The sequence below is a fragment of the Porphyromonadaceae bacterium W3.11 genome (assembly GCA_030434245.1).
In the GTDB taxonomy this organism is placed as follows: domain Bacteria; phylum Bacteroidota; class Bacteroidia; order Bacteroidales; family Porphyromonadaceae; genus Porphyromonas_A.
Map to the genome: position 1 here is coordinate 353,477 of JAUISX010000004.1, position 11,944 is coordinate 365,420.

The 11,944-nt window shown below is 40.8% G+C and carries 12 protein-coding genes and 1 riboswitch; of the genes, 7 read left to right on the top strand and 5 right to left on the bottom strand.

Annotated elements, in window-relative coordinates:
• Nucleotides 1-20 precede the first annotated feature (20 nt).
• The 3 genes from QYZ87_08105 to holA form a co-directional block, all read right to left on the bottom strand.
• The gene (locus QYZ87_08105; protein MDN4754484.1) at nucleotides 21-1,067 is read right to left on the bottom strand and encodes a dihydroorotate dehydrogenase-like protein; all 1,047 of its coding nucleotides are present in this window, start codon (nucleotides 1,065-1,067) and stop codon (nucleotides 21-23) included.
• Nucleotides 1,068-1,150: 83 nt separating this feature from the next.
• Nucleotides 1,151-1,732, bottom strand: a complete 582-nt coding sequence (locus QYZ87_08110) for an NUDIX domain-containing protein (protein ID MDN4754485.1) — start codon at nucleotides 1,730-1,732, stop codon at nucleotides 1,151-1,153.
• A 13-nt stretch (nucleotides 1,733-1,745) separates the two neighbouring features.
• Entirely contained in the window at nucleotides 1,746-2,804 is a 1,059-nt protein-coding gene (gene holA, locus QYZ87_08115; GenBank protein ID MDN4754486.1) for a DNA polymerase III subunit delta, read from the bottom strand.
• A gap of 68 nt (nucleotides 2,805-2,872) precedes the next feature.
• Here holA and QYZ87_08120 point away from each other — a divergent pair, with 68 nt between their 5' ends.
• The 5 genes from QYZ87_08120 to QYZ87_08140 all read left to right on the top strand — a co-directional run bounded on the left by QYZ87_08120 (nucleotide 2,873) and on the right by QYZ87_08140 (nucleotide 6,761).
• Nucleotides 2,873-3,304, top strand: coding sequence for a type I restriction enzyme HsdR N-terminal domain-containing protein (locus QYZ87_08120; protein MDN4754487.1), 432 nt, complete (start codon nucleotides 2,873-2,875; stop codon nucleotides 3,302-3,304).
• A 54-nt stretch (nucleotides 3,305-3,358) separates the two neighbouring features.
• Nucleotides 3,359-4,558: a glycine C-acetyltransferase gene (kbl, locus tag QYZ87_08125; GenBank protein ID MDN4754488.1), complete on the top strand. Its 1,200-nt coding sequence runs from the start codon at nucleotides 3,359-3,361 to the stop codon at nucleotides 4,556-4,558.
• Nucleotides 4,559-4,971: 413 nt separating this feature from the next.
• Entirely contained in the window at nucleotides 4,972-5,463 is a 492-nt protein-coding gene (locus QYZ87_08130) for an O-acetyl-ADP-ribose deacetylase (GenBank protein ID MDN4754489.1), read from the top strand.
• Nucleotides 5,464-5,660: 197 nt separating this feature from the next.
• Entirely contained in the window at nucleotides 5,661-6,245 is a 585-nt protein-coding gene (locus tag QYZ87_08135; protein MDN4754490.1) for a thymidine kinase, read from the top strand.
• A 105-nt stretch (nucleotides 6,246-6,350) separates the two neighbouring features.
• The gene (locus tag QYZ87_08140; GenBank protein MDN4754491.1) at nucleotides 6,351-6,761 is read left to right on the top strand and encodes a BACON domain-containing carbohydrate-binding protein; all 411 of its coding nucleotides are present in this window, start codon (nucleotides 6,351-6,353) and stop codon (nucleotides 6,759-6,761) included.
• 117 nt (nucleotides 6,762-6,878) lie between these two features.
• On the opposite strand, the gene QYZ87_08145 is transcribed toward QYZ87_08140, so the two are convergent.
• The gene (locus QYZ87_08145; GenBank protein ID MDN4754492.1) at nucleotides 6,879-7,574 is read right to left on the bottom strand and encodes an MIP family channel protein; all 696 of its coding nucleotides are present in this window, start codon (nucleotides 7,572-7,574) and stop codon (nucleotides 6,879-6,881) included.
• Between the two features lie 165 nt (nucleotides 7,575-7,739).
• Nucleotides 7,740-8,126, bottom strand: a complete 387-nt coding sequence (locus QYZ87_08150) for a rhodanese-like domain-containing protein (protein ID MDN4754493.1) — start codon at nucleotides 8,124-8,126, stop codon at nucleotides 7,740-7,742.
• A gap of 676 nt (nucleotides 8,127-8,802) precedes the next feature.
• Between QYZ87_08150 and QYZ87_08155 the strand changes: the two genes are divergently transcribed.
• Nucleotides 8,803-10,851 (top strand): heavy metal translocating P-type ATPase, encoded by a 2,049-nt coding sequence (locus QYZ87_08155; GenBank protein ID MDN4754494.1) that lies wholly within the window; start codon nucleotides 8,803-8,805, stop codon nucleotides 10,849-10,851.
• Nucleotides 10,852-10,857: 6 nt separating this feature from the next.
• Nucleotides 10,858-11,292, top strand: a complete 435-nt coding sequence (locus QYZ87_08160) for a transcriptional repressor (GenBank protein MDN4754495.1) — start codon at nucleotides 10,858-10,860, stop codon at nucleotides 11,290-11,292.
• 321 nt (nucleotides 11,293-11,613) lie between these two features.
• Nucleotides 11,614-11,807: riboswitch (cobalamin riboswitch) on the top strand.
• The last annotated feature ends 137 nt before the right edge of the window (nucleotides 11,808-11,944 follow it).

An 11,944-nucleotide genomic window follows, 5' to 3' on the forward strand; every position in this document is an offset into this window, starting at 1 on the left:
TCGCTACTATATGATACCGCTTAGTATGGTAGGTTGCTTTTATCATTCTGACTGCTAGCACTCATCACGTCAGTAGGACGTGCATCATTATTACCAGCATAGTATTTCATGAATTGTGAACGTTCATATAGATTAGCATGATCTACTCTAGTAGCAGCAAGGCGTCCCTTTATTTCACCAATATTATGATACTGCTTTTTGTCCATCCATTCATTAAGCTCTACATTAGCTTTACGAATAACCTCTGATCCTCCCTTATATAGAGCAGTACAATATTGAACCGCGTCAGCACCAGCTAGAATACCCTTGATCAAATCCTTTCCGTCTCGGGCTCCTGTAGATAGGGATAGACTTAACTCACGAACACCTCCATGTATCAAGGCTGCGTAGCGAAGACTATTTGAATAATCTGAAGCGTCACTAAAGACAGCACCATTGATGATAGTCTCCCTTTCGATATCAATGTCAGGCATATATGAGCGATTGAATAGCACTAGTCCATCAGCACCAGCAGAATAAAGATCATTTGCCAATCGTATGATATTAGTATAGTACTTACTTAGCTTCAGAGTGATAGGCGTATTGGGCATCTGCTTGCGTACCGAACGAACTAGATCAGTAAGTGTAGCCTCAGCGGCTCCCCAATCTTGTCTCATATCCGTATTGATATTCATGACATTTAGTTCTAGAGCAGCAGCACCAGCATCAATCAATTGACCAGCATAGTCCAACCAAGAGTCAGCCTTATAGCAATTGATACTTGCGATAATAGGCACATCTACTTCATTACGACACTGCTTAATCAAGTCGATATGCTCTTGAAGAGCATGACTCTTGACGTAGTGATTAAGGTACTCCATAGCCTCTGGGTACCCGCTTCCCTCACTCATATAATTTATTTCTTGCTCTAATTGCTCTTCGAAAATAGATTTCAATATGATCGCACCTGCTCCAGCATTAGCGAACTCCTTTATTTTCTCTGTTTTTTGTGTCAGACCTGAGCTAGCCACAATAAAAGGGCTTTGTAGTTTGAGCTTTTTAGCATAAAGCGTAGAAATATCTGCCATAGTTTAATTATTTCTTGATGTAATGTATTTTTAACCTTTTCCCATACAAAGATAATAAATTATCTCTACTGAGGGTTGAGCATTTAGAGTAGATGCTTCTCTTTGATAGCCTTAATGGCTTGACGGACCGAAGCTAGGCCAAACTTTTCTGGTTCTAGCTCAGAGAAGTGGACCGCGATAAGCTCTGCAACATCATCTCTCCCTTGTCCCACATATGGCATAACGGACTCTACTTCAATATGGTAAAAGAGGTCAGTAGTATGCACATCGAAATCGCTATACGGGTACACATTTGGGATCGAGAAGAGATATTTTAATTTGCTATGCACGCCACTACGAGTCCCTTGCTTCACATCTATACCAGTCTCCTCTAGAACCTCTCTAGCCATACCAGCCTCCACTGACTCAAATGGGTCTATAAACCCTCCAGGTAAGTCCCATGTACCCTGAGCTGGATCATAACGACGGATCGCCACTAACACATTATTGACCCGATCAGTAATGATACATGCACAGGCCGTAGATGGATTGAGGTAATATATAAAGCCACAGTCCTCACAACGCTTACTCTTAAAATTATTCTCAACAAACTCTTTACTACCACATTTTGGGCAGTATTCGAACCCCTCTAAAGGATGCTTTTCATTGCTTTTCTGTTTGCTCATATCCCATTCACTCTTAATTGAATATAAATAATACTAGATCTATGAGGATCTCCTCACTACTACCATCCTCCCCATACATACCCTTACTTCGGGCATCACATCGTCTCAAGTAACTAATAATCTGAGTCACTTTAAAGGCCCCATAGTTCCTCAACCCCTGAATATATTCCTTTACAAAGAAAGGTCGATCGATCCCTAATTGCTTCATGACAGCCTGCTCCGTCTTTGGAGGAGGAGTATAGAAGGCTATTAAGAGATTTGCATAATAATCAAATAATTGTGGCAAAAGCATCTGCACAGGGGCCCTCTTTTCATCTGAAGAAAGGCTCATCGCAATCTGTATGGCTTTTGCTTTATTCTTTTCTGCCAATGCACGCCTCAAATCAAAGACAGAGTACTCCTTATTGATACTCGTGTACTTTAGTATCATATCTGATGTCACCAAAGTTCTCTGCTGAGGAGACAAGGCGGTCTCCAACTTCTCAAACTCGTTATCCATACGGGTCAAATCGGTACCGATGCGTTCAGCGACCAGCTGGATGGCGGAGAAATCAAGTTTCAGTCCATGCTCTTGTGCCAAGGGTTGGATGTATGGCTCTATCTGATAATCCCTAATCTCTGGACTATTCACTATGATGCCATACTCCTCTAGTCTCTTAACATACTTACTACGCCGAGAGATAGTCTTTCCTCCCTTAATGCACAAGACCAATATATTATATGGATTAGGCCTATCAATCAGCGTAGTTAGTGCCTCAAGCGAATGACCACCTCCACTTTCACCGCCACGAATCAATGCCTGTGCCTCTCGGACGACAACGATTGTCCTATTTCCACCCATAGGGTAACGACGACACGTCGTCATAATCTCTTCTACACTCGTACCTGACCCATATAGCAAAGTATAATTAAAGTCCCGCTCTTCTTCATTAGGCATGTATGTAGATAGGATTTTTTTCTCTATCTTGTCCGTAAAGTACTCCTCCACACCCATCAGGATATAAATCGGGAACGGTTTGCGGTCAGGACGAATCTCCTGAAGGATATTTTGTGGTTTATCGCTATACGGCATAGAGTATTAATTAACTTGAGGGGCTGATCAAATTATCCCCCTACTCCACAAAGATATAAAAAAGTATAATGAGTGAAAATAAAAACGATACTGTTTTTGACCCCATTCGACAAAAAAGGGTAGCATTAACTCCCGAAGAGAGAGTTAGGCAAGCCTTTGTACACCACCTTATACACAAGCTTAACTACCCACCCTCTCGCTTAGCCAATGAATACTGCATCACCATCGGCAAGGTCCAACGCAGATGTGATACAGTAGTATTCTCCTCAATACTACAGCCCCTAATGGTAATTGAATACAAAGCTCCCAGCATATCACTCTCCCAAGGAGTGGTAGATCAGGCATTTAGATACAATTCCGTCCTTCGAGTCCCCTATATCATACTAAGCAATGGTTTACAGAGCTTGGCTTTTAATGTCGGGTATGATGGTGACCCTACTATTCAATTAGATCACATCCCCACATTTCAAGAGTTAAATAATAACCTTAATCAGAAATAATGGGTAACTTTACAGCATAAAATAATAACTTTATAATTAATCAATAAAATTACTATGTACGGAAAAATCAAAGAGCATCTCCAAAAGGAGATCGCTGATATTAAAGAGGCTGGACTTTACAAAAACGAACGTATCATCAATAGTCACCAGAAAGCTGCTATCACAGTAGATCAAAATGGTAAGACTGTTCCTGTACTTAACTTCTGTGCTAATAACTACCTTGGACTATCTGATAATCCTAGACTTATCCAAGCAGCAAAGGATATGATGGACAAGAGAGGCTTTGGTCTATCTTCTGTTCGCTTCATCTGCGGTACACAGGATATCCACAAGGAGCTTGAAGCCGCTATTAGCAAATACTTCAAGACTGAGGATACTATCCTTTACGCAGCTTGCTTTGATGCAAATGGTGGGGTATTCGAACCAATCCTAACTGACGAAGATGCTATCATCTCTGATAGTCTTAACCACGCTTCTATCATCGACGGTGTTCGCCTATGTAAGGCTAAACGTTATCGTTATGCTAATGCTGATATGGCAGAGCTTGAAGAGTGTCTAAAGAAAGCCCAAGAACAGCGTCACCGCATTATCGTTACCGATGGTGTATTCTCAATGGACGGAAACGTTGCTCCTATGGACAAAATCTGTGACCTTGCTGAGAAGTATGATGCTCTAGTCATGGTGGACGAATGTCACTCTGCAGGTGTGGTAGGTAAGACCGGTCATGGTGTAAGCGAGCAGTTTGATGCTTACGGACGTATCGATATCATCACTGGTACTCTAGGTAAGGCATTTGGTGGTGCTATTGGTGGTTTCACTACTGGTAGAAAAGAGATCATTGACCTCCTTCGCCAACGCAGCCGCCCATACCTATTCAGTAACTCTCTCCCACCAGCAGTGATTGGTGCAGGTCTTGAGATGTTCAAGATGCTTGAGGAGTCTGATGACCTTCACACTAAGCTCGCCGAAAACGTCACCTACTTCCGTGACAAGATGATTGCCCTAGGCTTTGACATTAAGCCTACTCAGAGTGCTATCTGTGCAGTAATGCTTTATGATGCACCATTGAGCCAGAAGTTTGCAGCTCGCATGCTTGAGGAAGGTATATATGTAACTGGATTCTATTACCCAGTTGTACCAAAGGGCGAAGCTCGTATCCGTGTACAGCTATCTGCTGGTCACGATCGTGAGCACCTAGATAAGGCTATCGCTGCATTTGAAAAGGTAGGACGTGAACTTGGAGTAATCAAGTAACTCTCCCCCCTACTTAATAATCTATAAAGATCGAGGACTTATCTATGCATAGATAAGTCCTCGCTTTTATTTAATGAAAACAGATAAGCCTTCATTCGGTCCTAAATGCTTTAGCTGATATTTCTTTGCTTATACGTTTTTCTATAATAAATATTCCCTTATCGGTAAGAGACCTTCCACTTTACTGACAAGACAACTCATTATTTAGATAAAAAAGGAGGCCTCATAGTATGAGAATGGCACTAGGAATGAAACAAAAGCCCTAATACTGAATCAACACTCTAGTCGCATATCGTGCAAAACACTCCGTAACAAAAATAGATCCCCAGGTAGACACTTTTTTCTTTCATGCTGATAAGATTATTTTGTATAATTACTTTTTATAAGAATTTACCACAAGAAAAAGTAAAGTCATGGAAATAAGAGTCATTAAGGGCGATATCACGACCGCGGATGTAGATGCTATTGTCAATGCGGCTAATAACACGCTACTGGGTGGTGGCGGTGTGGATGGTGCCATACATAGAGCCGCCGGAGAGGAGCTATATCATGAATGTAAAACACTTGGTGGATGTGCCACGGGAGAGGCAAAAATAACTAAGGGTTATAACCTAAAGGCGAAGTACGTCATCCATACCGTAGGTCCCATTTGGGAGGACGGGACTAAAGGAGAGCCCGAGTTACTAGCCAATTGTTATATCAATGCCATCAAACTTGCTAATGAATATCAGCTCTCCTCAATCGCGTTTCCAGCGATCAGTACTGGAGTCTATCACTATCCAGTAACATTGGCATCCCGCGTAGCTATTGATACGCTTAGACGGACAAATTACGAAGGACTCATCCTGATTTATGCTTTTGATGACCTGACCTATGAGACCTACACAGATATACTTTCCGAGTAATTTTAAGTAAATAGTCACCATTAGAATAGTAAAAATATCACCAAATGATATTTTTTGCTACATATAAATACCCTATATTTGTAGCTAGTTATGTCGGACATCTTGATGCGTCCTCACATATACCTAACTTATGATTATATATGTTTATAAATCTCTGAATCCAAAAGATTTATAGAACTTCAATGCAATAACTAACTATGGCTGGAAAGATTATCTTTAGATACGGGACTATGGGCTCTGCCAAGAGTGCCCACTTATTAATGACTGGTTATAATTTCGAGGAGCATGATAGAAAGGTGCTTTATATCAAACCCTCAATTGACACACGTGATGGGGAAGCCATATACTCTAGAATAGGATTAAATAAAGCGTGTTCTATTGTACATGAGGATGAGCAAATCACCGATATCTTCCACAGAGAATTGTCTGAGTGTCATCGAAACTGCATCATACTTATAGATGAGTGTCAATTCTTATCCGCATCTCAAGTCGATGAACTAGCTGATATTGCTGATGAATTCGGAGCGTTGATTATTTGCTATGGACTGAGAACGGATAGTAATTCCAACCTCTTCCCTGGCTCTAAACGACTATTCGAGATCGCAGATACCTTCGAAGAAGTAAAATCCACTTGTGACTGTGGTAAGAAAACAGTCATCAATGCTCGCTATAATGAAAAAGGATATATCCTCTCTAACAACCAAATCGATATCGGTGGAAATGACAAGTACAAAGCAGTCTGCCGAAGTTGCTGGAAAAAGGAACTCATCAAGGATAACTAAAGCCATACTTATCTAGAAAGTGGATATTTTTTAGAGTGGTAGTATGAGAAAAATAGGTACTTTTGAAACTAACTTGAGAAGATAAACTTCTAAGCAAAGAAAATTATGAAGCAATTATTTAAGACTCTTGCCCTGATCACATTGGCATTAATGTTAGGTGCTTGTGATGATAATTCTAATGACCTCGTTGGAAAATGGGACGACACCATCAAACTTTCTGAAAAGAAGGTGGAGTTCAACTCAGACAAAAACAGTAAAACCATCACCACTCAGGGCGATAAGTGGTGGGTAGGAGATATTAGTATAGAAGGTGAAAATCTTCATTTAACACCAGAGCAAGGCACCCATAAAGAGGATTTCAAATTTAGTAAGGATTACCTAACCGTGGAAAGAGACAAGAAGTCCATAACCATCACTATGGATGAAAATAAGACTAATGCCAAAAGAGAAGTCGTCATCATACTTCAGGCTGGTGATTACTTTGACTACATCCACGTTACTCAAGATCATAAATAAGAGATCTCCTCATTGAGAGGAAGCCATTGATGGGCTTAGCGTAAGATTAAATAACGCAGAGGGGGTAGTGTTCATATGAGCACTACCCCCTCTGTTATAGAGATATTTAGCTAAGGCTTATACGATCTTAGCTTCAGATGGTTCGTTCTCCACAGTGATGACCTTCCAAACTCCTGAAGCAATCACAGCACCAAGCATAGGAGCCACGATGAATAACCACAATTGCTGAAGAGCCATACCACCTTGGAAGATAGCAGGACCTATACTACGAGCAGGATTGACAGATGTTCCTGTGATAGGAATACATACAATATGGATCAGCACAAGTGTTAGACCAATAGCCAGTCCAGCAAATTTATTCAGACCATTCTTAGCTGTCACACCTAATACCACGAGTACGAAGATAAAGGTAAAAACAGTTTCGGCAACAAAAGCAACAGCTGTAGCTCCTTCTGCATATCCATTAGCACCTGTCAGCGTAGTGGTAGAGCCTGAGTCCTTAGCCAAGAACCATAACACGCCTGATCCCAATAATGCTCCAATGACCTGAAAGACCATATACATTACCGCATCTTTACCACTCATTCTGCCACTAAGCCATACACCCAGTGTAATCGCTGGATTGATGTGACAGCCTGAAATACTACCAATGCCATACGCCATAGCGACTACGGAAAGACCAAAGGCAAACGCGACCCCAAGTGTGCCTACTGTAGCAAACGTGGCACCAGGTACACCAGCAAATACAGCAGCCCCACATCCCATTAATACCAGCACCATCGTGCCTATCATCTCGGCTAAATACTTTTTCATATCATTTTTATTCTATGTGATAAATTAATTACACACCTTAAAATAAGGTATCAATTTGTCATAAAGGTACACTTAATTTATCACTCTGATAATTTATTTAGTTTTTTTATAATTAACGCCTGATGCTAGTTTACCTAAATAAGCATATTTATAGGGGTATCCGAGTTATCGTACCACAGGTAGCCCTTCGCCTTCCCATTCAATGATGCCACCTTTGAGATTGACGATCTGATAGCCCTCCTTTGCCAGTTTATTAGCGGCTTGCATACTTCTAGCACCAGATCTGCAATACAGATAGACCTTAAGTGTCTTATCCAAAGTTTTATTGGCTTCATCCACGAAATCAGACCTCTTTATATCCAGGTTAATGGCTCCTTCAATATGCCCATTAGTAAATTCTGTTGGAGTCCTCACGTCAATGAGCTGAACGTCATCAGCTGATATTTCTTTCTTAAAAGCCTCAGCATTAACAGATTCAATGTTTTGATTTCCTGCACAGGCACCTAATAAGGTTGCTAATAGTCCCATTACAATTAAATAAATTCGTTTCATAATCAAGTAACTCTCCCCCATTTTTATTCTCAAATTAACGAACCAAATTTAGCATTTTTCTGGAGAAACACCAGCATAGTGCGACTTAAAATGGAACCTCCACATCTGTAAGAAATCATTGATCATTGTACTAAATGTGTTAATGATAGAGGCTATTTAGAACAACCCTCAGGAGCTGTTCCAAATGTATTATATATAAAAATGAATGCCGGTTATCAATCGAAAGCATGACGACAAAAAAAGCCCCGAATGTAGGCTGTAATTTCTTCTTATAAGAAACACATCTTCTTCTCATAGGAAAAATAAATTGTTCCTATGAGAAGCATTTCTCTTTCATATAACTAAAAATTCAATCGCATTATACTCTTTACAAAGAGACTCTAGGTTACAGATAGACGCCTATTATACATCGCTATATATCAGTTTATTATGTCTCTTATATCTTCTATAATTTTTAATTTTTCTTCCGTCAATGTGATTTGTCTTACGAATGGTCATAATCATATATCAGAAGAGTGTAAGAAAAACGTTTAAGACACTAGCACCGTCATTTGACCATTATCCCGTACCTCAATGCCCCTACCAATATATTAGACTTAAGAAGAGGAAAGCTTGCAAGCCAGTTGCAAGTCAAATATCGTACCTTTGATACAAATTAGAAATAGAGCCATTTTTTATGAAAGAATGTTCCCATAAAGGTTGTGCTTGCAATAATTCACCAAATAATTTTTGCAAAACTCACGACCATCACGATAAGTCAGAGGACACCCAACCCCACGAAGTTCATAGCCACAGCCATGAACACACTCATGGTGTTGATGACGGTGAGCATAAACATAGGATACTATATAGCGTATTCGCGTCGGTATTACTACTCTTAACATTAATAGGTATAGAGTATTGGGCACCCTCATTACTTGCGACCGAATGGGTGAAGTTCGTAGCCTATTTCATCTCATTTTTACCAGTCGGGATACCCGTATTCCGTGAAGGGATAGAGATATATCAAGCAGAGAAGACTTTTTTTAATGAATGTACCTTGATGGTGATGGCTTCAATAGGTGCGTTTATTATTGGAGAATATCCAGAAGCGGTAGTGCTAATGATCCTATATAACGTAGGAGAATGGCTTCAAGGCTTAGCCGTCAATAATGCGAGGAGGAGCATATCAGACTTAGTCGATAGCCGCACCGAGAAAGTCATGCTCATCAAGGATGATGGCTCTACCCAAGAGGTCAATGCAGAAGAAGCACATCCTGGAGATATTATCAGGATGAATACTGGCATGCGACTCTCATTGGATGGCGTACTACTGAGCAAAGATGGACTACTGGACGTATCGGCACTGACTGGAGAAAGCATTCCCAAGGAAGTCTCATCAGGAGATGAAGTGTTAGCAGGGAGCGTCGTGATGAGCAAACCGCTGGAGATGAAAGTCTCAAAGGAATATCGGGACAGTACATTGGCTCGAATACTTGAGATGGCCGAAGCTGCAGCCGAAAGGAAGCCAACCACAGAAAAGTTCATTAGGCGTTTTGCGAAAATATACACGCCTATAGTCACTGGTCTTGCTGCATTAGTTGTAGTTCTTCCGTGGGTATGGAGCCTGATTCATCCATCGTTCATATACCTATTTGATGATTGGCTATACAGAGGACTCGTCTTCTTAGTGACTTCATGTCCGTGTGCTCTAATTATCAGTGTACCACTCACTTACTTTTGCGGTATTGGGTCCGCCTCTAGGAGAGGCGTTCTATTCAAGGGAGCTGTATTCCTCGAACGACTAAAAAAGATAACAGCTGTCGTATTCGATAAGACTGGCACCCTAACAGAGGGCAAGTTTGAGATAAAAGAGATTTTACACTCTGCGGATATAAGCGAAGAAGAAGCGATTGCCCTCATCTCAGCCGTAGAGGCTCAGAGCACACACCCGATGGCCATTGCTATTACCAATTATGCTTCGGAGAGGAACATTGCATCTGCTATAATCTCCGAGGTACACGAGCAGACGGGTATGGGACTAAATGCCCTCACAAATGATGGGAGTGAGCTATTAGTGGGCAGCGAACGATTAATGGCACAGGCAGGAGTAAATATTCCTGATCAGCTTCACCCAAAGGGGGCTAGTGCTGTTCTTCTAGCTAAGAACAATAAGGTCATCGCCACAGTTATCCTTCAGGATAGTATTAAAAATGAGAGTCAAGCAACCATTAAAGGACTTCGCAAGAGGGGTATATCAAAGATATTGATGCTCTCTGGAGATAAGCAAGACGTGGTAACATCTATAGGGTTACAACTAGGTATAGATGAAGTATATGGAGATCTACTCCCAGATAATAAGATGGAGAGAGTAGATAAACTTATGAAGACCCACAGCGTCCTATTCGTAGGAGATGGGCTGAACGATGCTCCTGTAATGAATCTAGCTGACCTCGGAGCAGCGATGGGCGGAATAGGAAGTGATGCAACCATCGAAGCTGCTGATATGGTCATTCAAGGGGATAGCCCCTATAAGGTGGTAGAGTCAATGGACATAGCACATCGTACAGAACGAATCGTCCGACAAAACATCATCTTCTCACTTGGCTTTAAATTTTTAGTCATGTTTTTAGCAACCATAGGTATTGCTTCGCTTACTCTAGCTATTATTGCAGATGTAGGTGTAACCCTATTGGTTATTGCTAATGCACTAAGAGCGTTGAGGCTACCAGAGAAAAAGAGATAAAGAGAAATGATAAAAAATTTAGAAGATCGGTTAACTCAGTTTGGTGTTCGCACCACACCGGTAAGAGAGTTAATATATAATGCCATCGCTAATGCTGACACAGCTTACTCTCTAACAGATTTAGAGACTGAGCTTGAGACGGTAGATATGAGCAGTATATCGCGTAACCTCCGACTATTTCTGGATGTAGGATTGATACATCAAATCCAGGATGGGTCTGGGATAGCAAAGTATGCACTCACACAGCAGCAGGACGGAAGTCCTATCAAGAATCACGCACACTTTGTTTGTGTCTCATGCGAGAAAACGATCTGTCTGGATGAAACGTCCTTAGATATCAGTCAACTACCACTTCCGGAGGGTTTTTCAGCAAATGGCTTCAGCCTATTGCTCAAAGGGACCTGCCCGGAGTGTTCAAAAGAAGAAAATAGGAATAAATAATCCGATAGGACCTCATACTACTTTTTGGATATGGTCTATCGGAATCACTCAATAGCAAATTAGAGATTTATCGTGAAGGAGGTGGCTCGTTGTGAGTAGCCTCCTTCTTCCTTATCAGAAATAAGAACGTAAAACCTATATATGATATATTAGAAAACAGATCTTCATGAATTGTAGTACCAATGCATCAGACTTAGTTTTACCCACAAAATCATCAAGACATCGATGGTCTAAAAGATTATGAAGTATTTCGTACAATAAGTTTTAATGCTTATTGCTTTATTAATATACTTTTCGATATCTTTGCTTCGCGAATACAAAAGTTATGGTGTGATTTAAGGCTCTTTCTTGAGTTTTAGATCCTAAGGGAATCAGGTTAAAATCCTGGACAGTACCCGCTGCTGTAAGTTCCAAAAAAAAAGCTCATCAAATTCTATTTATGCCACTGGATATGACTGGGAAGGCGTGATGAGTAGGAATAAGTCAGAAGACCTACCATATACTTTTTTGGGTGATTAGCTTCCGGGATGAGGAGCAACACTTTGGATACATCGGTGCACAGACCTATTTTACATAAATATTTCTGACATTAGCTTCTTCGTGTTTCCAATAATCTCTTTCCCGGCTAACAACGATATTATACTTATTGGCA

Coding starts and splice junctions, on each gene's coding strand:
- QYZ87_08105 (MDN4754484.1), bottom strand. CDS start 1,067: ATGGCAGATATTTCTACGCTTTATGCTAAAAAGCTCAAACTACAAAGC.
- QYZ87_08110 (MDN4754485.1), bottom strand. CDS start 1,732: ATGAGCAAACAGAAAAGCAATGAAAAGCATCCTTTAGAGGGGTTCGAA.
- holA (MDN4754486.1), bottom strand. CDS start 2,804: ATGCCGTATAGCGATAAACCACAAAATATCCTTCAGGAGATTCGTCCT.
- QYZ87_08120 (MDN4754487.1), top strand. CDS start 2,873: ATGAGTGAAAATAAAAACGATACTGTTTTTGACCCCATTCGACAAAAA.
- kbl (MDN4754488.1), top strand. CDS start 3,359: ATGTACGGAAAAATCAAAGAGCATCTCCAAAAGGAGATCGCTGATATT.
- QYZ87_08130 (MDN4754489.1), top strand. CDS start 4,972: ATGGAAATAAGAGTCATTAAGGGCGATATCACGACCGCGGATGTAGAT.
- QYZ87_08135 (MDN4754490.1), top strand. CDS start 5,661: ATGGCTGGAAAGATTATCTTTAGATACGGGACTATGGGCTCTGCCAAG.
- QYZ87_08140 (MDN4754491.1), top strand. CDS start 6,351: ATGAAGCAATTATTTAAGACTCTTGCCCTGATCACATTGGCATTAATG.
- QYZ87_08145 (MDN4754492.1), bottom strand. CDS start 7,574: ATGAAAAAGTATTTAGCCGAGATGATAGGCACGATGGTGCTGGTATTA.
- QYZ87_08150 (MDN4754493.1), bottom strand. CDS start 8,126: ATGAAACGAATTTATTTAATTGTAATGGGACTATTAGCAACCTTATTA.
- QYZ87_08155 (MDN4754494.1), top strand. CDS start 8,803: ATGAAAGAATGTTCCCATAAAGGTTGTGCTTGCAATAATTCACCAAAT.
- QYZ87_08160 (MDN4754495.1), top strand. CDS start 10,858: ATGATAAAAAATTTAGAAGATCGGTTAACTCAGTTTGGTGTTCGCACC.